21 protein-coding genes and 1 pseudogene are annotated in these 23,863 nt (G+C 51.4%); 16 read left to right on the forward strand and 6 right to left on the reverse strand.

The window, feature by feature from the left end; all coding sequences use genetic code 11:
• Positions 1-721: 721 nt before the first annotated feature.
• The 5 genes from AC0QH1_RS22985 to AC0QH1_RS23005 all read left to right on the forward strand — a co-directional run bounded on the left by AC0QH1_RS22985 (position 722) and on the right by AC0QH1_RS23005 (position 4,085).
• Positions 722-1,246, forward strand: coding sequence for an inorganic diphosphatase (locus tag AC0QH1_RS22985; protein WP_324633702.1), 525 nt, complete (start codon positions 722-724; stop codon positions 1,244-1,246).
• A gap of 398 nt (positions 1,247-1,644) precedes the next feature.
• On the forward strand, positions 1,645-1,785 hold the full coding sequence (locus AC0QH1_RS22990; protein WP_324633703.1) for a hypothetical protein: 141 nt from the start codon (positions 1,645-1,647) through the stop codon (positions 1,783-1,785).
• A gap of 311 nt (positions 1,786-2,096) precedes the next feature.
• Positions 2,097-2,504: an aspartate 1-decarboxylase gene (gene panD / locus AC0QH1_RS22995; RefSeq protein ID WP_324633704.1), complete on the forward strand. Its 408-nt coding sequence runs from the start codon at positions 2,097-2,099 to the stop codon at positions 2,502-2,504.
• Positions 2,505-2,540: 36 nt separating this feature from the next.
• On the forward strand, positions 2,541-3,392 hold the full coding sequence (locus tag AC0QH1_RS23000) for an MBL fold metallo-hydrolase (protein ID WP_324633705.1): 852 nt from the start codon (positions 2,541-2,543) through the stop codon (positions 3,390-3,392).
• Between the two features lie 444 nt (positions 3,393-3,836).
• Positions 3,837-4,085, forward strand: a complete 249-nt coding sequence (locus tag AC0QH1_RS23005; protein ID WP_324633707.1) for a peptidoglycan-binding domain-containing protein — start codon at positions 3,837-3,839, stop codon at positions 4,083-4,085.
• A gap of 231 nt (positions 4,086-4,316) precedes the next feature.
• Here AC0QH1_RS23005 and AC0QH1_RS23010 read toward each other — a convergent pair whose 3' ends face one another.
• Positions 4,317-4,904: a DUF1517 domain-containing protein gene (locus AC0QH1_RS23010; RefSeq protein WP_324633708.1), complete on the reverse strand. Its 588-nt coding sequence runs from the start codon at positions 4,902-4,904 to the stop codon at positions 4,317-4,319.
• A gap of 155 nt (positions 4,905-5,059) precedes the next feature.
• Here AC0QH1_RS23010 and AC0QH1_RS23015 point away from each other — a divergent pair, with 155 nt between their 5' ends.
• From AC0QH1_RS23015 to AC0QH1_RS23025, 3 genes are all read left to right on the forward strand, one after another.
• Positions 5,060-5,269, forward strand: a complete 210-nt coding sequence (locus tag AC0QH1_RS23015) for a hypothetical protein (RefSeq protein ID WP_324633709.1) — start codon at positions 5,060-5,062, stop codon at positions 5,267-5,269.
• Positions 5,242-5,658, forward strand: coding sequence for an adenosylmethionine decarboxylase (gene speD, locus AC0QH1_RS23020; protein ID WP_324633710.1), 417 nt, complete (start codon positions 5,242-5,244; stop codon positions 5,656-5,658). Before AC0QH1_RS23015 ends, speD begins: the two co-directional genes overlap by 28 nt.
• Before the next feature lie 61 nt (positions 5,659-5,719).
• On the forward strand, positions 5,720-6,661 hold the full coding sequence (locus AC0QH1_RS23025) for a fused MFS/spermidine synthase (RefSeq protein ID WP_324633711.1): 942 nt from the start codon (positions 5,720-5,722) through the stop codon (positions 6,659-6,661).
• Positions 6,662-6,689: 28 nt separating this feature from the next.
• On the opposite strand, the gene AC0QH1_RS23030 is transcribed toward AC0QH1_RS23025, so the two are convergent.
• A complete protein-coding gene (locus AC0QH1_RS23030; RefSeq protein WP_324633712.1) occupies positions 6,690-8,117 on the reverse strand; it encodes a DUF1517 domain-containing protein in 1,428 nt (475 codons plus the stop codon).
• 46 nt (positions 8,118-8,163) lie between these two features.
• Positions 8,164-8,871, reverse strand: a complete 708-nt coding sequence (trmD, locus tag AC0QH1_RS23035; protein WP_324633713.1) for a tRNA (guanosine(37)-N1)-methyltransferase TrmD — start codon at positions 8,869-8,871, stop codon at positions 8,164-8,166.
• A gap of 521 nt (positions 8,872-9,392) precedes the next feature.
• On the opposite strand from trmD, the gene AC0QH1_RS23040 reads away from it, so the two are divergent.
• The 5 genes and pseudogenes from AC0QH1_RS23040 to AC0QH1_RS23060 all read left to right on the forward strand — a co-directional run bounded on the left by AC0QH1_RS23040 (position 9,393) and on the right by AC0QH1_RS23060 (position 15,966).
• The gene (locus AC0QH1_RS23040; RefSeq protein WP_324633714.1) at positions 9,393-10,259 is read left to right on the forward strand and encodes a cyanophycinase; all 867 of its coding nucleotides are present in this window, start codon (positions 9,393-9,395) and stop codon (positions 10,257-10,259) included.
• A 257-nt stretch (positions 10,260-10,516) separates the two neighbouring features.
• Positions 10,517-13,204 (forward strand): cyanophycin synthetase, encoded by a 2,688-nt coding sequence (gene cphA, locus AC0QH1_RS23045; protein WP_324633715.1) that lies wholly within the window; start codon positions 10,517-10,519, stop codon positions 13,202-13,204.
• Positions 13,205-13,409: 205 nt separating this feature from the next.
• A complete protein-coding gene (locus AC0QH1_RS23050; protein ID WP_324633716.1) occupies positions 13,410-14,165 on the forward strand; it encodes a phycocyanobilin:ferredoxin oxidoreductase in 756 nt (251 codons plus the stop codon).
• 225 nt (positions 14,166-14,390) lie between these two features.
• A pseudogene (locus AC0QH1_RS23055) lies at positions 14,391-15,540 on the forward strand (RRXRR domain-containing protein).
• Between the two features lie 147 nt (positions 15,541-15,687).
• The gene (locus tag AC0QH1_RS23060) at positions 15,688-15,966 is read left to right on the forward strand and encodes an acylphosphatase (RefSeq protein ID WP_324633717.1); all 279 of its coding nucleotides are present in this window, start codon (positions 15,688-15,690) and stop codon (positions 15,964-15,966) included.
• Positions 15,967-16,196: 230 nt separating this feature from the next.
• Here AC0QH1_RS23060 and AC0QH1_RS23065 read toward each other — a convergent pair whose 3' ends face one another.
• The 3 genes from AC0QH1_RS23065 to AC0QH1_RS23075 form a co-directional block, all read right to left on the reverse strand.
• Positions 16,197-16,985 carry a pentapeptide repeat-containing protein gene (locus AC0QH1_RS23065; protein WP_324633718.1) on the reverse strand — a complete coding sequence of 263 codons (789 nt, stop codon included), beginning with the start codon at positions 16,983-16,985 and terminating at the stop codon, positions 16,197-16,199.
• A gap of 360 nt (positions 16,986-17,345) precedes the next feature.
• Positions 17,346-17,927, reverse strand: coding sequence for a hypothetical protein (locus AC0QH1_RS23070; RefSeq protein ID WP_324633719.1), 582 nt, complete (start codon positions 17,925-17,927; stop codon positions 17,346-17,348).
• A 207-nt stretch (positions 17,928-18,134) separates the two neighbouring features.
• On the reverse strand, positions 18,135-18,341 hold the full coding sequence (locus AC0QH1_RS23075) for a hypothetical protein (protein ID WP_324633720.1): 207 nt from the start codon (positions 18,339-18,341) through the stop codon (positions 18,135-18,137).
• A 350-nt stretch (positions 18,342-18,691) separates the two neighbouring features.
• On the opposite strand from AC0QH1_RS23075, the gene AC0QH1_RS23080 reads away from it, so the two are divergent.
• From AC0QH1_RS23080 to AC0QH1_RS23090, 3 genes are read left to right on the forward strand one after another with little or no spacing between them, the layout of a single operon-like run.
• On the forward strand, positions 18,692-21,757 hold the full coding sequence (locus AC0QH1_RS23080; RefSeq protein WP_324633721.1) for a type III-B CRISPR-associated protein Cas10/Cmr2: 3,066 nt from the start codon (positions 18,692-18,694) through the stop codon (positions 21,755-21,757).
• Positions 21,757-22,863, forward strand: a complete 1,107-nt coding sequence (locus tag AC0QH1_RS23085; RefSeq protein WP_324633722.1) for a type III-B CRISPR module-associated Cmr3 family protein — start codon at positions 21,757-21,759, stop codon at positions 22,861-22,863. Before AC0QH1_RS23080 ends, AC0QH1_RS23085 begins: the two co-directional genes overlap by 1 nt.
• 2 nt (positions 22,864-22,865) lie before the next feature.
• Positions 22,866-23,771, forward strand: coding sequence for an RAMP superfamily CRISPR-associated protein (locus tag AC0QH1_RS23090; RefSeq protein WP_324633723.1), 906 nt, complete (start codon positions 22,866-22,868; stop codon positions 23,769-23,771).
• Positions 23,772-23,863: the final 92 nt, after the last annotated feature.

The following is a 23,863-nucleotide window of genomic DNA, read 5'->3' on the forward strand; positions in this document are numbered from 1 at the left end:
GGGGGGAGAACTCCTCCCTACGCATAAATGACGAGGGTTTCCGTTCTCCCCCTTACCAACCCTAATTTCTGATGATTCCACTCCCATCCCTTTAAGCCGGGATTGCCAGTCACTTTCCCTCTCGGGTCATGGCTGGGTTTTGTCAAGCTTGTCAGTTTCATTTCCCTCGGGCAAGGGACTCCCGCATCGCCCTGGGCGGATGTTAGCGCTCTGTTACGTCCCCCTCGTGAGGGAGAGCGATCCTGCAGGCCAATTATCGGGCAAGATTTATCTGCGCGATCGCCAATCGAATGTCACAGCCCTCCCTGTGGCTGCACCCAACCGCTTGCCAAAATAGCCCTCGCGCGATCGCAGCATAACACGACAAAACCTTAAATTTTTCTTGAAAATTCGAGGACGCAAAGATTTTTTTGCTTGCTCATCCATCATTTGCCTTTCCTTATCCCTCCCCCGCTTACTACTGTGTCGCCGATCGCGCTCAACCAGGGCGATGACGGGCAACCTCTCGGGCAAGGGGGTGGATCGGTGTGGGTAAAAACGAACCAAAACGAAAAAGCTGTTTGGGAAGCCACTGTTTCTGGTACGATGGCTGACGGAATGCCGTTGCAGAACCATCCACGGTGGTGGTGCTGCTGTCACGGTCACTCGAAACTGACCAAAAAACGGCTTCTTTCCCCTCAGCAGAGGGGAATGCTACATTCGTTCTGCATTGGAGTTAGTTGTGGATTTATCGCAAATTCCTGCCCAACCGAAACCGGGCTTGCTCAACGTTTTGATTGAAATTCAAGCCGGGAGCAGAAATAAATATGAGTACGATAAGGACTTGCAAGCGTTTGCATTAGACCGGGTTCTTTATTCTGCAGTTTACTATCCCTACGATTACGGGTTCGTTCCAAATACCCTAGCCGAGGATGGAGACCCCCTCGATGGAATGGTCATTATGGATCAACCGACGTTTCCCGGATGCGTAATTACCGCCCGTCCCATCGGATTGCTAGAAATGATCGATACCGGAGAACGCGACGAAAAAATTCTGTGCGTTCCCGATAAAGATCCGCGTTATGCCAACGTGAAATCTCTCAAAGATATCGCCCAACATCGCTTAGACGAAATTTCCGAATTTTTTAATACCTACAAAAACTTGGAAAACAAGAAAACCGAAATGCTCGGTTGGAAAGATATCCACGAAGTGATGCCCTTGGTGGAAAAATGCGTGAAAGCCGGGAAGGAATACGGTAGAAGCTAAGCGATCGCCCTAAAACAGCCTCCCCAACCCTTCGCGCAGGCGGCGGACTCCCAAGAGAAAACATTGTCCCGCCGCCACAATTAATTTAAACGTTAATTCACTTAATTTGCATAACTGATTAAGTCACTAATAATGACCTCGCTCGCGGTTTCCCCCGAATCAGGTATGGAAATTTTTGCCCTTGCTTTCTAGTGTCGGAAAATCCCAAAGCGCCACCTTGCGTCACCCCGAATGAAAAATCCCCTTGATTTGTCAACTTCAAGGGGGTGAGAGAGGCAAAACCCACGACGGTGGTTGCGCTCTCACTCGCACCAGTATTTTCCAAAAAAGAGCGGCTATAAGATGAGGAATACCTCGGCAGAGAAAATCGCAAAAATGGGAAAAACTATGCAAATTAAATGAATAAAAGCGAAGACAAGCCCTCCCCAGAGCGATCGCCGCCAAATCGGGAAAGGGAGTTTCAGCAGCGGGAAACGAGGGGAGGATTTTCCAGTTGCTATGGCCCGGAAAAGTTGAAGCCAGGGGGTGAGGGTGGCTAAAATCATTCATATGAAAGATTTGAGAAGGAAAATTTTTGTTTTGGACAAGCGGTTGTGACGTCAGAACGGTTAAAATTTATAACTAGCCCCTGCTCGAAACCCGGGCCAGTGGTTTAACTGCAAGCGTGGGAAAAGAACTTCGTTGCAGGGCAAAGGTCCCGAGGATGTCGGTAACAGTTGTAACCGAACTCGACTCCGACCGATAGGAGGCCAAGAAATTAGCAAGCTTTACACAATAAAAGCTGTCGTTCATTTCTCCCTTAATAAAAAAGGGGAGCAATCCGCCAAACTTTTCAATACATCTCCACATCATGCAGCGTACTCTCCTTTTGGCAAAAATCCACAACTGCACCCTAACCAGTGCTAATTTGAATTATGTGGGTAGCATCAGCATCGATCGAAAGTTATTAGAGGCGGCAGGTATCTTGCCCTACGAGCAAGTGCAAGTTGTCAATAAATCAAATGGTGAGCGATTCATTACCTATGCGATCGAAGCCCCTGCCGGGTCCGGCGCGATCGAACTCAATGGTGCCGCCGCGCGCAAGGGAGTCACAGGCGATCGCCTGATTATTATGACTTACGGACAATTCACCCCTGAAGAAGTGAAAACCTACTCGCCCACGGTGGTTTTCGTGGATGAATTCAACCATCAGTTAGAAATCCAGCCCGAGAATCACAGCAACAACACTCACTCCCCCCAGCCCTTGTCCACCCCCTAGATGCCGAGTCCAAACCCCTCCCATTGGATAGCCACTATGGAAACCCCACCTGATTCTGAATTTGTTGTCAATTTCTGGGGGGTGCGAGGCAGCATCGCCACCCCAGGAAAAGAAACAGTTCACTACGGCGGTAATACGTCTTGCGTGGAAATGCGAGTTGCAGGCAAACGCCTGATTTTCGATGGCGGTACCGGCTTGCGGTTACTCGGAAAAAGTTTGCTCCCCGAGATGCCCGTGGAAGCCTACCTGTTTTTTACCCATTCCCACTGGGACCACATCCAAGGATTTCCCTTTTTCGTGCCCGCCTTTATCCCGGGCAACTGCTTTCACCTGTACGGAGCCATTGCCCCGGATGGTTCTACCATGAAACAGCGTCTCTCCGATCAGATGCTGCATCCCAATTTTCCAATTCCGTTACAGGGGATGCGCTCGAATTTGAAATTTTACGACCTGAAACCGGGGGATGCGATCGCAGTGGATGATATTACCATCGAAACCGCGCACCTGAACCATCCCAGTGAAGCGATCGGCTATCGCGTTTCCTGGCGCGGAGGCACCGCCGTCTATTGTACCGACACCGAACATTTCCCCGATCGCCTGGATGACAACGTACTGCAACTGGCGCGCAATGCCGACCTGTTGATTTACGATGCCACCTATACCGACGAAGAATACTATCACCCAAAAACGCCGAAAATGGGATGGGGTCACTCCACTTGGCAGGAAGCAGTCAAAGTGGCAAAAGCTGTAGGGGTCAAACAACTGGCAATTTTTCATCACGATCCCGCGCACGACGATAATTTTCTCTTAGATGTAGAATCTCAAGTCAAAACTGCATTCCCTGGCGGTTTCTTGGCCCGAGAAGGCATGCGGATTCCCATCCTGTAACCGGGGCGCGCGTCTCCCATAGGGTCGCCTCTACTGACCGGTGCAAAAACCACCGGTAGTGGCGGCTAAAATTTTTGGCAGTTCTGGGTTGCCCCCCTCCCGTGCAATGCCACTGTCAAACCATTGCATTAAAATTCCCCCGCCTAGGTGCAGGAGGCGCTTTCTGGCCCACCGCCACTTCTAGTTGCCAGAATTTTCTCCCCCTTCCCGAAGCTAATTATAGGGCTTCAGCCATTTGCTGGCCAAAAATACTCCTTTCGATAGTTTAACTCCAGAAAGACAGAAGGTTACACTAACCGTGACAGTCAATCTGCAGCGGTTTGGAACCAGTGCTTAGGCAGCGCTTTTTCCACATTGTTCCGTCTGCATCTCCACTCCCTGGCAAAGTCAGGGAGGGGAAGAATTGACCGCTCAACAATATTGCAGAAGATGGAGAAAAAACATATGTCTGATAATCCCGTATTAGAACGAGGCGATCGCGGTGAATCTGTCAAACAAATGCAGCAGATTTTAAATCAAATGGGCTACGATTTAGGCTCATCTGGAGTCGATGGTCTCTATGATGAAGAAACAGAAACAGCCGTCAAACAATTTCAATCCGAGATGAACCAGCAATTTCCCGAAGCTCACGTTTTGGTTGATGGCAAAGTTGGCAACCAAACTTGGGCATTTCTACATAAAAATAAATCGTAAGTTGTCGGCTAAAGACACACTCATATCTCGGCTTTATTGAAGTAATCATCATCAGGGTGAGGGTCTCGTTACCTGGGAAAATAGGGAGCGAGATTCTCACATTTTTATGCTTGACTATTGCAAAATTTTATGTAACTAACATGAGCGGGTTAACGCGGCTCCGAGACCTCCATTTCTACACAACCTGCAAAATAATTGGCATGCTTTCTTATCTGCCCTATGGCATAAGATTTAGATGGCAATCAAATCGGCATAGTCTGATGCCATTTCCCCTTCGGTTAGGGTATCGCTTTCCAGTTGCGGAGTCCACAGGAGTTCCAGTATCATCAGATAATCCGAGGACATCGATCGCAGGGTATTAAGCGCTGATTTTAATGCCGCTGCTGAGGCAATTGGTGCGGTAAATAATGGGCGATCGTGAGCGGTTCCCACCAACACCGTAACCACCACATACGCCGCTTCCCCCGCTTCGGTTTCCGGCGAAACTTCTTGTTGTTGGATTTTGCCTTCTACATTACTGAGGGTTTCCGCACTATATTTGCGCCGTTCTTTCAGGGAGGATTTATCAAAGGCAATTTGCGCGGCTTCTCGGCTGGGGAAGGTTTCCGAGTGGCCTAAAACATGAGTCCAATGTTCTGAATGCTTCAGCAAACATTCGGTGGCTTCGTGCAAGAGGTCAAACAATCCCGCATTGGTTTCCGTATCCGCTGCAATCGTTATATTTGACAATTCTGATTGAATGGAAGTCACTCTCGCACCTAGGGCTACCTGGAGTTTAGTCAAGGTGACAATATCGTTTTCGAGTTCGTTGTTTGGCATAATTTGGATTAATAAAAAATTGAATTCGCTATCTGTTAGGGAGGACAATACACTCCAGATTTTGGAGTAAATCGGAGGGTGATGTTTTTTTGATATTTTAGCATCCCGATGGAAATAGAAGGGTGGCGAGGGGGAGAATTAGGGGAGAAGACGCGATGCAATGTCACCTGCAAGGGGACACAAAAGGGGAAAAACGCCGAGTGAGGGGGCGATCGCAGCACGAAACCCCCGGGCGAGGCGGCGAGCGTAGGGTCTTGACCAATAGCGATCGCTCTGTTAAGATTGGGAACGCACAAACGAAAAATGCTGCGATCGACCCACTGAGGGTATTGGTAAATTGGTACGACTTCTATCTAGCCCGTTAGGGGGTAAGCCTCACTCCTATGGTGGCACCCACTGCATTTTAGAACTGTACGATTGTCCTGGCGAATTGCTCGACAATGCGGAAGCGATCGCCAAGACGCTGAGGGAAGCGGCAAAAGTAGCGCGATCGAAAGTATTAAACGAAGTTTTGCACGAATTCGATCCCCAAGGCGTTACCGCCTTACTTCTTCTGGCAGAATCCCACATTTCAATTCATACTTGGCCCGAATCTGGATATGCGGCGGTAGATGTTTTCACCTGCGGGGAAAACACTAAACCCAAAGAAGCCTGTCACTTTTTAGCAAAAACCTTGCAGGCGAGCGATTATTCTCTACAGGTGATTTCCCGTGGCATTCCCGGTAAGGATACCTGCCTCAATCGCATTGCATAACAGTTTTTTGATAGTCAACCTGCGGGCATAATCACCCCTTAGCACTCGGTTAAAAGTTTCCATGCATCAAAACAATTTTAGTGCGGTTTTACAGATTTGCAATCCCCTCACCGAACGGGACATTTGTTTCCATACTATCAATCGGGTTTTGTTCGTCCAAAAAACCGCTTACCAACAACTTCATATTGTGGAAAGCGATTCTTTTGGTAAATCGTTGCTCCTCGATGGCGACTATCAAGCGTCTACAGTAGACGAACACTTTTATCACGAATTTTTGGTGCATCCGGCGCTCTTAGCCTGTGCAAAACCAGCAAAAGTGTTAATTTTAGGTGGAGGAGAAGGCGCAACCTTGCGAGAAGTCTTGCGCTGGAACAGTGTGGAAAGCGTGGTAATGGTCGATATTGATGGGGAAGTGGTAGAAGCTTGTCGCCAATATTTGCCAGAAATGCACCAAAACTCTTTTGAAGATAGCCGCAGCGAGGTACGGATTGAAGATGCCATACACTTTGTCGAAAATACGGATGAGAGGTTTGATGTTATAATTTCTGACCTGTCAGATCCGATTGAAGATGGTCCCTCTTTCCGGTTATTTACTCGAGAATATTTGCAAAAATTTCGTAATTTGCTTGCGCCGGGAGGCTGCTTCACCATGCAAGCTGGATCGGTGGATTTCAGCTATCTTACCATCCACGCGCGGTTGGTGAATACGGTAAAATCTCTATTCCCTCACGTAGAATCTTACACCTATTTTATTCCGAGCTTTTTAGCGAATTGGGGATTTATTGTAGCTGCCGATCGCCCCATCGAACCACATCGAGATCCAGCAACCATCGATGGGGCGATCGCCGAAAAAATATCGGGTCAATTACGCGAATTCGATGGGATTTCATGGTTGGGTGCCCTGCACTTACCCCGCTACATTCGCGAGGCGATCGCCAAAGAAACCGAACCCTTTACCCTTGCCGAACCTCCCAAACACGAACGATTGCGATCGGGTCATTAGTCAATGACCAATGACCAATGACCAATAACTAACCAATTTGAATCATTTCACTGTAGTGGGTTAACAAATCGTCATAACTGAGACTATCATTTGGATCTTGAGGACTCCAGAGCAACTCAAACACCAGGAGATAATCTGGGGTAATGGCAGCCACCTGCTGTAAAACCTGCTGAAGTTCTTCTGCAGAATGGATCTGGTCAAATAGGGGCTTATCGTCTTCCGTAGCGATCGCCAAAGTCACCACAATATAATAAGCCGAGTCGCTGTCTTCGTCATTGCCCCCCGTGTCGCCATAGCGAACGCGACCCCCCACATTGCTCAGGGTTTCGGCAGAAAACTTGCTACGTTGTGCAACCGAGATTTGTTCGAACACCCGTGCGGCTTCCTCGCGAGAGTTCACCGTTTCGGAACTGGCATACAGGTGAGTCCAGTAGTCCGGATGGCGCAACAAAGCCAAAGCCGAGGCTTGCAACAATTCTGCCAGTCCCTCTGGAGTGTCTAGATCCGCGCTGAGACTGAGATCCGTGAGTTCGGATTGGATATCGCGCGCCGATGCCAGGAGGGCCACTTGCAACTTACTCACGGTGACAATATCGTTCTCGAGTTCCTGGGCGGCACTGGGGCTGGCATTGCGCTTCGAGATCGCATACCATACCGCCGCTACGGCACCGCCGAGGATTAATAAAAACAGGAGAAAGCCCCAGGGGAAACCGCCGGAAGAACGAGTTTGAGCGGAGGAATAGCCCGATTGTGGGGCAGTTTGCACCGGTTGGGTTGCCGGTTGCGTTACCGAGGGAGAAGAAACGCCGCTTTCGGAACTGGGAGGCACCACCGGGGCGGGTTTGAGTCCGGATTCCGTGGAGTCCTCATAGGGGCGCTCATCGTACCGAGGAGCCGGATAAGTAGGTTGTGGGGCTGGTTGGGGAATCGGTACGGGAACCGGGACGACGATCGTGTTGTTACCGGATCCGCGAGAGGGTTGAGAGGCGGGAGTGGTAGGAGTAGAAGTGGTGCCTCGATTGGTGTTGGTGGGAGTGGCGGGTGCTGGTGCCGGTGAGGGTTGACGCTCAAACGAGCCGCCGCGAACTCGTCCCCCGGTGTTTCCGCGACTGGGAGTAGTTTGGCTGGGGGTGGAATTACTGGGGCTAGTGGTGGAGCGAGAGGGGGTAGTGGAGCGAGAGGGGGTAGTGGAGCGAGAGGGGTTAGAGCGAGAGGGGTTAGAGCGAGAGGGGCTAGAGCGAGAGGGGCTAGAGCGAGAGGGGCTAGAGCGAGAGGGGCGCGAGGGAGTCGAGCGATTAAAAGAGCCGCCACGAGTGCGCCCGCCAGTTCTGCGAGCCTCAGCGATCGCGTTAAAAGAGAGCCAAGGTTGGGTATCGCGGGCCGAGAAGTCAATCTTGAGTTCATTGAGGAGCAAGAATGACAGGAAGGTAGCGAAGAGGAGTTGAAATTTTCGCATGGCTAAAAAGCAGGGTTAGTTTTCTCCGTGATAGCCGATGGGGAGGTTATTCGTCATCCGCACTATTGCGGTGTCGATCGCCACCTTCAAGCAGGTCCGGGCGGCGATCGCGGGTGCGGTGGAGTTGCTGTTCGCGACGCCACTGAGCGATTTTGGCGTGATTGCCCGAGAGCAAGACATCTGGAACTTTCCAGTCGCGGAATTGAGCGGGGCGGGTGTAGTGGGGGTAGTCGAGCAATCCCGACTCGAAACTTTCTGCCATCAGGGACTCCCGTTTGCCCACCGTGCCCGGTAACAGACGCACCACTGCATCCACCAGAGTCAGGGCGGGGATTTCGCCTCCAGTGAGGACGAAATCGCCCACAGAGACTTCCCGGGTGACTAAATGCATCACCCGTTCGTCCACCCCTTCATAATGGCCGCAAATCAAGACCAATTGCTGGGAGTGGGTGGCGAGGTGCCAGCAGAGTTGTTGATTGAGGGGTTCTCCTTGGGGGGTAAGCAGAATCACCTCGCGCGGTTCGAGAACCGGCAAAGACTCCACCGCCGCAAACAGGGGTTCTGGCTTCATTACCATGCCCACACCGCCGCCATAGGGTTCGTCATCCACCCGTCGATGTTTGTCCGTGGCAAAGTCGCGGGGGTTGACCAGATGAACGGCGGCTATTTTTTTAGCCGTAGCTTTGCCTAACAGTGAAGTTTGTAACGGCGTGGTGAAAAATTCTGGGAATAAGGTGATAATATCTATTCGCACGGGGATAGTAAGCGATCGCGCACAATCTTCTATTATAAGTACGCCGGCTCAATCCCGGGTTAAAAACCCCCAAACTGCTTAACCAGCTTGCGTCACAGCGCCTATCGTTCCCGGGAGAATCTCCAGGAATGGGGTGGAGTGCTTGTCCAACCCGCCCAGAAAAAGGATCCAAACAACCCAGAAAAATGACCGAGGATAATTTGCGCGAAACCTAAAGATTTGTTTAAATTATCAAACATTCAACCCCAGCACTGTGCGTCCTTGCCCTAAGAAAGGGGGTCAAACCACCTGTAGGGGAGGGGAAAGCGGCGGAAAACCTCAAGTCATTCGATGAGAACCCATACCGTGGCCGCAAGGGGAGAAAATAGTGAGACAATAAAATTTTCCGCAACCAAAATGCGATAGGTGTCGAGAGCCGCCCAGGAGCGATCGCGGAAAGTGGGACAATCAGCTCAAAAGCCGCAGCGCAGATTAACAAGACTCAGATATCCAATCACTAACGGCCAATAGCAAGACCATCCATGCTACAGTTAGAAACTCAATCCCAGCAAGAACAGACGCCCCAACCGCTGAAAAGCACTGTAATGGTGATTGGCGGAGCCGAAGACAAAGTTCACGGACGCGAAATCCTGCATACGTTTTTTACGCGAGCCGGCGGGACTGATGCGCGAATTGCCATCATTCCTTGTGCCTCACGAGAGCCATCGGCGATTGGGGACAGATACCGGAAAATATTCGACGAAATGGGTGCCAAGGCGATTGAGTTGCTCGACATCCGGGATAGATCCGAGGGAGAAGACCCCCGGTGGCAAGAGTACCTCGAAGATTGTACTGGCGTGTTTATGACCGGTGGGGATCAACTCCGGTTGTGTGCCTTAGTTGCCGACACTCCCCTGATGGAAAAAGTGCGGATGAAGGTGCGCGAAGGGAAAATCGTCCTCGCGGGCACCAGTGCGGGAGCGGCAGTCATGGGACATCATATGATTGCAGGTGGAGGCAGCGGCGAGTCGCCGAATCGGTCATTGGTGGATATGGCAACCGGACTGGGGATCATCCCCGACGCGATCGTGGATCAGCATTTTCACAACCGAAACCGAATGGCGCGGTTGCTCTCGGCGATCGCCTCCCATAGCGATCGCATCGGCATTGGCATTGACGAAGATACCTGTGCCCTCTTTGAAGGCGATGGCACCATTCACATTATGGGCAAAGGTACGGTGACGATTATCGATCCGGGTAACGCCTTCGGCACCAACGAACCCCAGGTGGGAGCCACCGATCCCCTGAGCCTTTACAACCTGCGCGTCCACGTCTTGTGTCACGGCGATCGCTACGAATTGCGTCAGCGAACCCCTCACCCAGCTGGGCCTTTCACCAATAATGGCTGAACCGCTCCCCCTTTTTCTTCGCCGGAAGTTCAATCCCTAAAACCCTCGCGGCGGAAATCCGAAGGCCAAAATAAAAAACTGACACTTCGCGCTTCACCCGAGCAGACTACCTTCCGGCTTTTTCTTACCCTCTAGAACTCCGAAGCGATCGCGACCAAGTTGTTCACTACGAACAGTATTTCGGCTTTTAAAAGCCAGAAACTAAAAGCAGTGCCGCCATCGCAGCCAACAAAACAGCATCATCCTCGCGCACAGCTATGAAAATACTCAAAATCCAGACATTACGCGGTCCTAACTATTGGAGTATTCGACGCCATAAACTCATCAATATGCGTCTCGATTTAGAGGACTTAGCCGATAAGCCAACTAGCGAGATCCCCGGCTTCTACGAAGGACTCACCGAAGTGCTACCCAGTTTAGTGGAACACCACTGCTCCCCTGGTTGTAGGGGAGGGTTCCTGGCTCGGGTGGAAGAAGGAACCTATATGGGTCATGTCATCGAACATGTGGCCCTCGAATTGCAAGAACTCGCGGGGATGGTGGTTGGCTTTGGTCGCACCCGCGAAACCTCCACCCCGGGCATCTATCAGGTGGTCTTCGAGTACGTGGACGAACAAGCGGGTCGCTATGCCGCCCGGGCAGCAGTACGCCTCTGTCGCAGCATTGTGGATACCGGCAGATATCCAGAGTCGGAAATCGACCAAGACATGCAAGACCTGAAAGACTTGTGGGCGAGAGCTGCCCTCGGTCCTTCTACGGAAGCCTTGGTCAAAGAAGCACAAACCCGAGGCATTCCCTGGTTTCACTCCAGTGCCCGCTCGATGATCCAGCTCGGCTTCGGCATCCACCAAAAGCGCATCCAAGCCACCCTCACCGATAGCAGCAGTATTTTAGGGGTCGAACTCGCCTGCGACAAAGAAGGCACGAAAAGAACCCTGCGCGATGCAGGCGTCCCGGTGCCCCGTGGCAGCACCATCCATTACCTGGACGAACTCGAAGATGCGATCGACGATGTGGGCGGCTATCCGATCGTCATCAAACCCCTCGACGGCAACCACGGACGGGGCATCACCATCAATATCAACTCTTGGAGTGCCGCCGAAGAAGCCTACGATGCCGCTAGCGCCGCTTCCAGAACCCGCTCGGTGATTGTGGAACGCTACTATCGCGGTCGCGACCATCGCCTCCTGGTGGTCAACGGCAAATTAATCGCCGTGGCGGAACGAGTCCCGGCTCATGTGGTGGGGGATGGTAAGTCTACGATTGAAGAACTCATCGATCGCACCAATCGCGATCCCAACCGAGGGGACGGTCACGATAATGTCCTGACCCGCATCGTGGTGGATAACCCCACCTTGCAGCGCCTAGAACGCAAGGGCTGCAGCCTCGATACTATCCTCGATGACGGGGAAGTCATGTATCTGCGCGATACCGCTAACCTCAGCACCGGCGGCATCGCTATCGATCGCACCGATGAAATTCACCCGGAAAATGTCTGGCTGGCCGAACGAGTGGCTAAAATTATCGGCCTTGACATTTGCGGCATCGATGTGGTAACGGAAGATATCACCAAACCCCTGCGGGAAAACGATGGCACGATTGTGGAAGTGAATGCTGCTCCGGGATTCCGCATGCATGTCTGCCCCAGTCAGGGTCTGCCGCGCAATGTGGCGGCTCCCGTCCTAGACATGCTCTTCCCTCCGGATACTCCGGCTCGCGTTCCCATCCTCTCGGTCACGGGCACTAATGGCAAAACTACCACCACCCGCCTGCTGGCTCATATCTACAAGCAAACTGAGAAAACTGTGGGCTACACCACCACCGATGGCACCTATATCGGCAATTTCTTGGTGGAAAAAGGCGACAATACCGGCCCGCAAAGTGCAGAACTGATTCTGAAAGACCCCAGTGTGGAAGTGGCAGTGCTCGAAACGGCCCGGGGTGGCATCCTGCGATCGGGTATGGCGTTCGATCGCTGCGATGTGGGGGTGGTCCTCAATGTGTCCGCAGACCATCTCGGTATCGGCGATATCGATACCATCGAGCAAATGGCTAACCTGAAAAGTGTGGTGGCTGAAGCAGTCCAACCGGAAGGCTATGCTATCCTCAATGCTGACGATCCGTTGGTGGCATCAATGGCTAAACGGGTGAAGTCGAAAGTGGCTTATTTCTCGATGAATCCCGATAGCGAACTCATCCACGACCACACCCGCCAAGGCGGTCTGGCAGCAGTTTACGAGAATGGTTATCTCTCGATTATCCACGGGGATTGGACCCTACGCATCGAAAAGGCGGTGAATGTGCCGCTGACAATGGGCGGACTGGCTCCGTTTATGATCGCTAACGCTCTGGCCGCTTGTTTGGCGGCGTTCGCCAATGGGGTGGAAATTGAGGAGATTCGCGATGGGTTGGCTACTTTCCAAGCTTCGGTGGCCCAAACTCCGGGACGCATGAATCTGTTTAATTTGGGCAGCTATCATGCTCTGGTGGACTACGCTCACAATCCGGCTAGCTATCAGGCCCTCGGCGCTTTCGTTCGCAATTGGTCCGGGGAAACCATCGGCGTGGTGGGCGGACCTGGCGATCGCCGGGATGAAGATTTTATCCTGTTGGGTAAATTGTCGGCGGATATCTTCGACCAGATTATCGTCAAGGAAGATGACGATACGCGCGGACGCCCTCGCGGTGACGCGGCAGATTTAATCGTTAAGGGCATTGAAGAGGTGAACCGCGATCGCCAGTTTGAAATGCTGCTCGATGAAACTGAGGCGATCGAAACTGCTCTGGATGGCGCTCCCTCGGGCAGTTTGGTGGTCATCCTCCCGGAAAGTGTCAGCCGCGCTATTCGTCTGATCGAACAGCGCCAACCGGTGGAAGAATCGCGCAGTCCAGACAATGGCGATCGACCCGTGGATTCCCCGGAATACAGCAAGTCGGCGAATTGAACGAACCATTGAGAAGGAAGAATTGAGCTGTAGGGTGGGCAGGGCACTGCCCACCCTACTACCCTAACTTTGCAGATGCATTGTTTCTTCATTATTCTTAATTCTTCCTTCTGGGTTGGAGAAGTCCCGCAACCCTATATGATGGTAACGATGCGCTCAAATGCGCTTCATCTGTGTAAGGCTTCATTCCAGACGGGTAAAAACTGTGTCTTTGACTTCAACTCCCTGCTTGCGTAGCGAACAACATGTCCTCATCCGCCAGTTGGCCGATTGCATTGAGCAAGTCTGGCAAGATAATTTAGACCTCTCGCCTTATCCGCTTCCCTCTGATTTGGGTTATGTGGAAGGACGCTTGGAGGGGGAAAAACTGCGGATCGAAAATCGCTGCTACCAAACGCCGCAATTTCGCAAGCTGCATCTGGAACTGGCGAAAGTGGGCAACAATCTCGATATTTTGCACTGCGTCATGTTCCCAAATCCAACCTACGATTTGCCGATGTTTGGCACGGATTTGGTGGGCGCAAGAGGTCAGATTAGTGCCGCGATCGCCGATCTGTCTCCAGTTCGCGATCGCGCTTTGCCCGCGTCCTATCTGCAAAATCTGGGTGCTTTGCCCACCGTTGAGTTTTCTCATCCCCGGGAACTCCCGCCTTGGGGCAACATTTTTTCTCAGTTTTGCCTGTTCGTTCGCCCCGACGGCAAGTCGGAAGAAGCTCGATTTCTGTCCCGAGTGGCCGCGTATCTGAAAATTCACTGTCAGCAAGCTACCCAAACTTTGCCGACGCCCGATCGCGCCGGGGACATTCTCGCGGGTCAGCGCCACTACTGCACCAATCAACGCAAAAATGATAAAACTCGTCGGGTGCTAGAAAAAGCCTTCGGCAAAGACTGGGCAGATTATTACATGACAACGGTTTTGTTTGACTTGCCCCCGGGTAATGAGTCAACTTCTACAGGCTGAAGCCACGCAGCTTGGACGACCCAACGTCTAATTAAAAGTTGGCTAGACCTGTAGCCCTCGAGCGATAACACTTCCGGGTATTTCCCTAGCCCGGATTATCTGTTGGCCTTCTTGGGTGAAGGCACTGGATTATTCCAGGACACAACGTTTTTGGTGGTCGTAGGGACACACAACTTGTAAAACAAGGATTATCTCTTATGTTACGAGTACCAGTACAAAATCCCGATGGTTCCCCGGCAATGCCGACAAAACCCGAAGCGGGCCCGTCGTTGGGTCAAAGAGGGGAAAGCAACTCCCCACTGGAACGATACAGGTTTGTATTATGTCCGTCTGGTAGCTGAACCATCGGGTCGCGAAACTCAGAAAATAGCAGTTGGCTGCGACCCTGGCAAAAACTATACGGGAATTGCAGTCCAGTCTTGCAAATTCACCCTTTATACGGCCCATTTAGTTTTGCCTTTCGACCGCGTTAAAGAAAGACTTGGCTCTGCTGTTATCAAAAAAGGCAAAGTCATTAAAAATGTCAGAAACCGAGCATTGCAACGTCGGGTGCGACGAGGCAGAAGAATTAACAGGAAAATGCCTTTTAGCCTACGCGCCCACCGACAAAAGCGATTTGATAATCGTCGTAAAAAAAGGTAAATTAGCTCCATCTATTCGGGCATCAAGAGAAATGGAAATCAGGGGTATTACTGAACTATCCAATATTTTCCCTAGAACCAAGATTGTTTACGAATTGGTCAAAGCTGATGTCGATTTAACCAGTGGTAGAAAAGGGGCACGTTCGAGCCAAGGGTTTTCTCCAGTTATGTTAGGGCCAAACTACTGTGTTGAACAACTCAAATCTATTGCCCCAGTTAAGACAGTTTATGGCTGGCAAAAGAATAATAACGGAACCAGTCAAATACGCCGATATTTGGGATTGGAGAAAATTAAGGATAAAAAAGCTCAAGTACCCGAATCTCATGCAGTAGATGGCATTGCTTTGGCTGCAAGCGAGTTTGTCCGTTATGGAGTGACTCCCAGGAAAAACTGCGATACTTGGGACCCGAAAGGGTTGGTTAACATTACTCCTTGCGTTTTTCGAGTAACAACTAGACCCGCTTACTTCCGTCGTGCTTTGCATTTTGATAATGCTGAAAAAGGCGGCATACGCAAACGTAAAGGAGGGACAATTACTCCTTTTAATGTTCGTTATGGCGGTAAAGTTTTAGCTGAAAAAGCAGGGAAAACATACATCGGATGGGTTGGAGGTTTTACTAATACAAAGACCAAAAATATTAGCGTTTACGACCACAATTGGAAAAGAATTGGGCAATTTTCTTCTAAGAAGATTAAACTAATTCGTCGCTCTAATAAACTCTGTACTGTTTAACTCACGACGGTTAAAACCGTCGTGAGTCTTTCCTCCCCGAACTAAAGTTACGGGGATTCCAGACTCTCGATTACTTTTCTTGATGCGGTGGGGATGACTCAACTCCCCCTCACCGATTCGTGAAGCTTGCAAGAGGATTCCATAGTTATGTCAGAGAAAGTGGCCGCCCAGGTTTTCATTTCGGGTCAAGTTCAAGGTGTGGGCTTTCGCTTTAGCACCGTGAATGAAGCTAAGCAAAATGGCGTCACCGGCTGGGTTCGCAATCTCCCTGATGGTCGCGTCGAAGCTGTTTTTGAGGGCAGCAAAAATGCGGTAGAAAAAATGATTCAATGGTCTCATCAAGGTCCGTCTTCGGCGGTGGTGCAAAATGTATCGGTGGACTATCAAGAACCGCAGGGATTTAGCGATTTTCAAACTCGTTATTAAACACTCGACTATCGCCGAGCAAGCACCACCGTTTGGTCATTGGTTATTGGTCATTGGTTATTGGACAAAGAATTGCGAGTTGACAATCAGCGACGCCTGACCTGTTAAGTGAGGATTGCGGGAATCAGTGGCTCGCTAACTTTACGTGAGATATGTTGGGCTAAAAGTAGCGGGCAGCGATCGCGCCGATGCGGTCGAGGCGAGCTGCCCAGGGGATGAGCGCGATCGGGTTACTGCATTCCCGGGCGAGGAAGTGCCAAACCGCTCGGGCCGCCGGGGTAAGTTCCCGGTTGAGAAAACGTGATATATGCCATTCCCGACTGACCGGGAGCGCGATCGTGCGGCATGACCCCGGGATTGCCATACAAACCGATCGCCCCATCGAGCTTTGCATGAGCCAGATTGGCACCGGCCAGATTTGCCCCACTGAGATTCGCCCCACTGAGATTCGCATTAAACAAATTAGCGTTTCTCAAATCAGCCCCATTCAGATTCGCATCCCCCAAGTCCGCATCCACCAACCGGGCATCCTTGAGATCTGCATTCGCCAGGGTGGCCTCAGTGAGTTGAGCATTTCCCAGATTCGCCCCCGCCAAGTGGACGCCACTGAGGTTGGCGCGCGTCAGTTGAGCGCCAATCAAATTGGCTCCTTTCAACTCCGCCCCACTGAGATTAGCATCGGTGAAATTGCTCTTCACGCAGTTAGCAAAACTCAAATCAGCGCCACTGAGATCCGCACCATTGAGCTTCGCCTCAAACAGATTCACCCCTTTGGCATCAAATCCACTAAGATCCGCATTAGTCAGATTTGCGGCCACCACATTGGCAAAACTGAGGTCTGCACCGGATAAATTGGCCTGAGTTAGATTCGCCTGGTTGAGATTGGAAAACACCAATTTGGCTCCACTGAGGTCAGCTTTACTCAGATTAAACCGACCCAGATAAGCGTCATTGAGGATACCTCCCTGACACTGTTTGGTTTCTAGTAAGCGTTTGATGTGCGCGTTATTGACAGCCATATCGTTGTTAAGCGATGGTTTTTTTCTACGGCAAATGATTTCCTTTCATCTTAGCCTTAGCTGTCACGAGAATGGGGATAGAGAAGGGATGATTTTGCGGATTTTTCCACCCTAGAGGAAAATTTGACCTCCTGGGGTCTCCACCTGTGGGTTAAATTGTCGCGAGAACCAACCACCTGCATTGCCCTTGGCTGACTTGGGAGGTGTATATTTTCCGTAGGGGTATAGCAATGGCGTGTTTTTACGATTTATATTTGAGAGTTGGGCGATCGGACTTGTAGGGTGGGCATCGATCGCTTTACAATGAGGAAGCTCTTTGGGAGGCTAACAGTTTATAAGGGCGATCGCCAACAGTGTTAATTAGTCATTAGGCATTTGGCTGCGAACAATAGATTTAACCTCAATAATGACTTCTCGAACTTGGTCTTTAGACACTAAGTTAGAATCTCCATGAGCAATAGAATTCCGGATTTTTACCAACCTTGTAATAAGTCTGTGGGTTTCTTTATTAATAACTCCTTTACCTTTTAAAACATTACTTTTATGTTGTAATCCTTTTTGTGGTATGCTTCCATCTTTTAGATTTTCTCGACAAAGTTCAGTCAACAAGCTTTCCAATGAACATAAACTAATCAATCCAGCTAAAATATACTGGTCTTCATCAAACAATTCTTGGGCTCGATCTATATGATTCAGGACGGATTGTACTTCTATCGCTAAAAAAAGGTTTTCAAATATACCATCTTTTAAATCGTCCAGTATTGCTTCTAAGGTAAGAGTGACTTCTTGTATATCAATTCCCTTCAAATAAATTTCTCTGCCTTTCTTGTCTTTTTTTCGGGTTAAAATTTCTAAAATATTAGAATATACTGTATTTTCCAGGGGGAGTTTACCCAACAAGTGCAAACACTGTTTTTGCCATTTGATTAGGTTATAAAGCAATTCACTGTAATGAGCTGGTTCTGCTAGTTCTGAAATCTCTGGTGATTCATAATATCCTGATATATCTGCGTAATTATCGCGATATTCTTGTGCGAAACAATCTTGACTCAGTTGTTTGCCTTGAGGAATTAAACTGGATAATTTTTTTTCAAATGGTGAAGTTTGAATTGGTTCGCCAACTCGCCAACTGAGTAAGTCATGACGCTTTTAGACACTTAGACTAAGAATACTTTCTTGTTTTTGATTGTGTGCTAAATTTTTAACTGCCAAATATTCTGTAATTAAGGCTTGGTTGACGTGGAAGCACAGACGGTTGTAGTCCGTATCGAGGAACCAAGCGGGGACATTTTGACCCGGCCAGCAGATCGCGAGATCCCCAGGGTTTTCCGGAGAGAGTGCGGTGGGAGGAGCCATGTTCTTAATATACCCCAACCAGGGTGATAAAATCCTTAATTTTTTGTTAAAAACCAGAGTAGATAACTTCCACATAACTTTTTGTAACGATTCTCATCAATCTCGTTACCTTGAAACCCCAGGGAGGGAGAAACTGATAGATTCGAGAAAGAACCCATGCAAGTCAGCGCAACTGGCGAATTGGGCACCCATAGCGCTGGCCAATTGCATAAAAGTTCGGCCAACCACAGATAACTACCTCGAGGCGATGGCTGCATAAAACTTCGGCCAACCACCGATCGCTAAAAGACCATCGCCTGAAACCGAGACAGCACCTGCTGTCAGTCCATCCGAGAAAAGTAGCAAAAGTTATGACAAGCGCACCATTTTGGCAAGCGAAAATCTGGGGATTGCTGCACGACCCTCCTCTGAAAGCGTTGCACGATAACAGCGGGCGCGCCCGGGAGGGAGCATGGCAATCCCTTGCTTGTATGGAAGATTGGATTTCCCCGAAAGCGAAATCCCATACTGCCTCAGAGTACAGCACCCAATGGCTGAAACACATTGGCTTGTGCGACCTAATCGCCGCCGCCAGCGATCGCGCTGCTTTAGGTCGGTTGCCCGTCCAAACCGCCATCAACTATGACACCCGAGGGCTAGAAATCCGGCACCTGCTATCCGGAGCCAAACAGACCTTGCAACTAGAGCAATGGCACCAATTCTTACTCGAACAGGGTCAAAATCGGAGTAATTGGTTAACCCAAATAGAAACCAACCTAATTCCGGAACAGATTCGCACCTGCGACGATTCCCGTCAAGTGTATTGGTGGCTGTGGCGATGCTATCCCGTAGCCCTAGCTAGCGCCCTCAACGGGGAAGCGGACATTCCCAACGAACCGACTTTACCCTTACTTCCTGCAGACACCCGTATTCCCGACGCTTCGGTGTGGAGTCATACCACCATGACCTCAGCCCTTGCCGGCGCGTTAGCGGGATATTATCCCGACGCCAGTGCCTATCCGCACAAGCGAGGGCGCAAAGGCAAAGATTACTTTGAATCCCGTCCTTATGTAGGGATTTTCAGCTTTGCCCCGGTGCAAGAACTCATTAAAGCCAGTCGCAAAATGCGCGATTTTTGGGCTGGGTCGTGGCTGTTGCACTATCTGTCTGCCAAAGTTGCTTGGGCGATCGCCTGGAAATACGGCCCAGACACCCTGCTGTATCCGTGCCTTTACGCCCAACCGCTAATCGACTTGTGGTTGTTGAAACAATATCCCCACTTTGCCCCTTGGATAGAAGCTCCCAACGAGCGGCAATTGCTCACAGCCGGCTTCCCCAACGTATTGGTAACGATTTTACCCAACAACGGGGCCGAAGCACCCGATGCAGGGAACCGCAAAAACCCCGTGAGTGCCGCGATGCAGCAAGCGGAACAAACCTTACGGCAAGAGTGGCTAGCTGTGGGGAAACAGGTGATATCCGAGTTACAGGAACAACTGCATTGGATGCCTTCTGTGAACCCGCATACCTGGACTGATTGGCTGGACTCCCAGTGGCAAACCTATTGGACCGCCTTGCCAATTGGCGACGCCAATGCGAAACTGCACCACTCGCCGCGCCAGCCGCAAAAATATCAATCTTGGGAAAAAGCGCAGAATGCCTTTGCCCGGCCCCCCGAAGACCTGCTCACTACAGATGAAGCCGAATTTGTCCGTAGCACTTACGAAGCAGCGGTTAAAAAAGCGTGGGAGGCTCGCCCCGATCGCCCGCAATCCTATAAAGCCAGACAGCCGAACTTAAATGTAGGCTCTTGGTGGGCGAACATTTTCGATCGCACCCGCTATGGGTTAGCGTCGGTAAAAAAGCCTCGCACTTGGGAAATTCCCTCGGCATTTGGGCCGCGCTCCACAATTTCCGGCATTGGCCCGGTGGTTCACAGCGGTAGCGATTGGGTCACAGAAGGGGAAACCCAAAAGCAGTGGCAGCGACAAGTGGGACTGTTTGACGGAATCGAAGAACTCAATGCCACAGAAGTGCTAAAACGGGGATTGCACCGAATTTTGCCCACCCTTTTAACCCGGCCCCAGACTCGCCTAGAACTCTACTACCCCGACCTGACCTCTGGGGTTGCCGGTTGGCTGCGGACCCATCCGGAGGCGGTGAGCGAGTATCGGCAGATTTGTGAGACGATTCGCCAGAGCTTCCCCTGGCTGCAAGACAATAACACCCCCGGAGCGAATCAGTGGGGGATTCCTTGGGTAGCGCAGAATCACCCCCACTGGCCGAATCCCCGCGCGCTCAATGCCGGGTGGGCGATTGAAGCCTTCGAGCCATCAGCGGAAAATTCCGAGCAGGTCTTCACGAAAACCGAACAAAAACAGAAGATTCAAGACCAACAGGAACAACTGCGCGAAGCGATCGCCCAGTGGTTTCCTCCAGGGAGCAATCCCACCGACTGGTACGTTCTCGCTGCCGGCGATGGGGATGGGATGAGCAATTGGCTCAAAGGCGAACCCCTGCAACCCTACCGCGATTACCTTCCCGAGGACCTCGCCAGTAAAATCGACACCCTCTCCCCAGAAATCCGCTCGGCGCTGCATAAGTTTCTCCAGTGCAAAAAACGCATGGGACCGGCCACCCATCAACATCTGAGTCGCGCCCTGCTCGACTTTTCCAATCAGTTGACCCCCTACCTGACAGAAGCGCGCTATGCCGGACGGCTGATTTATGGCGGCGGCGATGACGTTCTCGCTTATACCAACTTGTGGGAATGGGATAGCTGGTTGTGGGATATTCGCCAATGCTTTAAAGGTGCCGAGGACCCCCAGGGCGAGTTTGCGAACCAGGGGGATTATTGGCGCTGGACTGGCGGCGAGTTACCGAGCAATCTTGCGGAGCGGCCCTTGTTTACGATGGGGTCTCGCGCCTCGATTAGCTTTGGGATTGCGATCGCCCATCATTCCGTGCCCCTCGCCATTGCCCTAGAAAACCTCTGGAAAGCAGAAGAGGGGGCGAAAGACCATCGCACCCCCCTAGGCGAGCTGAAAGATGCGGTGCAGGTGCGAGTGATGTATGGCAATGGCAATATCCTTACTGCAACGGCGAAGTTTGATGCCTTCTGTCGGTGGCGATCGCTGTTGAATTTGCCCCATCTAGAGAGTGGCTTATTCGAACAGGCGGCAACTCTGTGGAGTCAGCACCCGGCACCCTCCCAGGCAGCGATCGCCCCTTGGACGATTGCGTTTTGTTCCCGTCGCGATGCCTTTCGGGGGAATCAATCCCTCGCCGATGACTTCCGCATGGCCTTAAGTGACTTTCTCGAACGGCTGTATCTCAGCACCGAGGAAAACCAGCGCGATCGCGAAATCAAAAACTGGCTGAAACTCGCCGCATTCGTCCTTCGCAACCGCGATATCAAACTAGGAGGTGAACGATAATGTTTTGGTACAAAATCACCCCCCTCGACGTGCTGCTCTTGCGCGATGCCAAGCCCTTTTCCCCCGGGGAACGGGCGTGGGCGGGGAGCGTATTTCCCCCTAACGGGCACACCCTCGCCGGGGCCTTGCGATCGCTAGTAGAAACTTCGGATACCTTTACCCTGAAAGGGCCTTTTTTCTGTTGCGGCGAACAGCTATATCTGAGCGCCCCGATGAATTATGTCGGCGGGTCTCAACTCTTGCCCATCCCGTGGCTTCCCGAGGGGCATCCCGATCGCCAACTGCTGTGGAATCGCAACCGCCCCGCCCCCTTGCTCTTGGAGAAAAAGCCTCCGAGTGAGCCTGAATCTAACGCTCACGAGCGCTTGTACTTATCCGCCGCCGCTTGGCGCAAACTGCTGCAAGGGGAAGAGTTAACCGCAAAGGAGCGCTACTGCGAACCCACGGAATCCCCGGAACCCTGGAGTGTGGAGACGCGATCGCACAATGCCTTGCAAGATGGCTCTCGGCAAGTGAAAGATGCCGATGGCTACTTTATCGAGAATGCGATTCGCATGGTGCCCGGGTGGAGTTTGGCGATCGCTCTGAATCGGGAACTCCCCACCGAAAGCGTCGCCCCCTTGGGCGGTGAAGGTCATCGGGTGTTGGTGCAGCGCTGCGCCGTTTTGGACCACCAGTGGGCACAGCTCTCGGAATTCTCCGAGAAACAACGAGCCACGGCGGGGCGCAAAGTCGCCTATCTCGTTACCCCTGGCGTGTTTGAGCGCAAGCACGATAACGGCAAGTCCCTCTGTCGGGGATGGCCCTGGGAATGGCATCTGGCTCACCAGTGTCACCCGCGCCAAAAAGTGGGCAGTTTGGTGAGCGTAGCTACTGCTAAACCAATTCCGATTAGCGGTCGGATTCGGGATAGCAAAGACCATCCCGGGACGAGCATTCCTGCTCCCCAGGTGTTTGCCGCACCTCCCGGTAGCGCTTACTATCTCGAATCCCCCGAGTTGTTGTTTGCCGAAGACACAACTCGTAGCGGCAAAGCCCATGAAAAAGCCCAACGGTTGCGCCAGTTGGGATATTCGGAATTACTTTGGAGTTCATACGAGGAATAACGATGACGGATTTTCGGATTGGATATCTTTACAGCCTTGCCCCAATTCATTGCGGGGGTGAAGGAAATCTGGGCAATATCTTGGAAATTGCTCGCGAAGTGCATACCAATTTCCCTTACGTTCCCGGTTCCTCTTGGCGCGGCACTTTGCGCTTCGAGGTCAGCACTCAAAATCAAGAAGCTGCTGATGCATTGTTTGGTAAAGAATTGAGCGATGGCGGACAAATGGGAGTGCATCAGGTGTGGTTCGGCGATGCTCGCCTGCTGTGGGTGCCCATGCGAACCCTGTCGATGAATGGGAACGATGTGTTTACCTGGGTTAGCTGTCACTCGTTGATTCGCGATTGTGCCTTGATTGCGCGCCAACCCGGGGCGACTTTCCCCGATGTCCCGGTGGGCACCCGCCCTGGCACTTATATGGTGGCTGATGCTCAATTGCAAGTCACTCGCTTGAATGACGAGCAAAAAAATGCGATCGCTCTCCCCGGAACTTGGCCGGATTCCTTGAGCGGTGCAGTTCAACCCACCTGGAATGCCAATCGTATCGTCTTACCCGATGCAGACTTTCAAGTGTTGATGGAACACTCCTTGTGGACGCAAATTCGCAATAAAATCCAAGACGATACCACCGGCGCAAATCAAGCCGGTTCGGCAGAGGTTTTTTGGACTGATGTTTGCATCCCCCGCGATACGATTTTGTATTTTGCCTGGGGCTACAATTTGCTGCCCAATCATCCGATTTCTCAACCCCAACATGAGTTGTTGCTAGATGCTTTGCAAGGCTTGGTGCAAGTTGGCGGGCAGGCAAATGTAGGCCGAGGTTGGGTGCAAAGTTGGGTTGCCAATGGCAACGCCCCCCAAGGCGCTCTCTCCCAACCCACACCAAAATCCACTGCTGTGGATGGATAAGTTGTGAGCCATTGAATGGGGTAACAGGGGCAACCTGACAGAGCGGATAGGGAGCAAAACGGGCTTTCAATCTCTTCTCCAAGGGAAGTCAA

Source organism: Phormidium sp. CCY1219, assembly GCF_055795085.1.

What these genes read in the sequence shown, in the direction of transcription:
- AC0QH1_RS23065 (WP_324633718.1), bottom strand. Translation starts at nt 16,985, where the DNA reads ATGGCTGTCAATAACGCGCACATCAAACGCTTACTAGAAACCAAACAG.
- AC0QH1_RS23075 (WP_324633720.1), bottom strand. Translation starts at nt 18,341, where the DNA reads ATGGCTCCTCCCACCGCACTCTCTCCGGAAAACCCTGGGGATCTCGCG.
- AC0QH1_RS23060 (WP_324633717.1), top strand. Translation starts at nt 15,688, where the DNA reads ATGTCAGAGAAAGTGGCCGCCCAGGTTTTCATTTCGGGTCAAGTTCAA.
- AC0QH1_RS23010 (WP_324633708.1), bottom strand. Translation starts at nt 4,904, where the DNA reads ATGCCAAACAACGAACTCGAAAACGATATTGTCACCTTGACTAAACTC.
- AC0QH1_RS23005 (WP_324633707.1), top strand. Translation starts at nt 3,837, where the DNA reads ATGTCTGATAATCCCGTATTAGAACGAGGCGATCGCGGTGAATCTGTC.
- panD (WP_324633704.1), top strand. Translation starts at nt 2,097, where the DNA reads ATGCAGCGTACTCTCCTTTTGGCAAAAATCCACAACTGCACCCTAACC.
- AC0QH1_RS23025 (WP_324633711.1), top strand. Translation starts at nt 5,720, where the DNA reads ATGCATCAAAACAATTTTAGTGCGGTTTTACAGATTTGCAATCCCCTC.
- cphA (WP_324633715.1), top strand. Translation starts at nt 10,517, where the DNA reads ATGAAAATACTCAAAATCCAGACATTACGCGGTCCTAACTATTGGAGT.
- AC0QH1_RS22990 (WP_324633703.1), top strand. Translation starts at nt 1,645, where the DNA reads ATGAATAAAAGCGAAGACAAGCCCTCCCCAGAGCGATCGCCGCCAAAT.
- AC0QH1_RS23080 (WP_324633721.1), top strand. Translation starts at nt 18,692, where the DNA reads ATGACAAGCGCACCATTTTGGCAAGCGAAAATCTGGGGATTGCTGCAC.
- AC0QH1_RS23030 (WP_324633712.1), bottom strand. Translation starts at nt 8,117, where the DNA reads ATGCGAAAATTTCAACTCCTCTTCGCTACCTTCCTGTCATTCTTGCTC.
- AC0QH1_RS23085 (WP_324633722.1), top strand. Translation starts at nt 21,757, where the DNA reads ATGTTTTGGTACAAAATCACCCCCCTCGACGTGCTGCTCTTGCGCGAT.
- AC0QH1_RS23000 (WP_324633705.1), top strand. Translation starts at nt 2,541, where the DNA reads ATGGAAACCCCACCTGATTCTGAATTTGTTGTCAATTTCTGGGGGGTG.
- AC0QH1_RS23040 (WP_324633714.1), top strand. Translation starts at nt 9,393, where the DNA reads ATGCTACAGTTAGAAACTCAATCCCAGCAAGAACAGACGCCCCAACCG.
- AC0QH1_RS23015 (WP_324633709.1), top strand. Translation starts at nt 5,060, where the DNA reads ATGCAATGTCACCTGCAAGGGGACACAAAAGGGGAAAAACGCCGAGTG.
- AC0QH1_RS23090 (WP_324633723.1), top strand. Translation starts at nt 22,866, where the DNA reads ATGACGGATTTTCGGATTGGATATCTTTACAGCCTTGCCCCAATTCAT.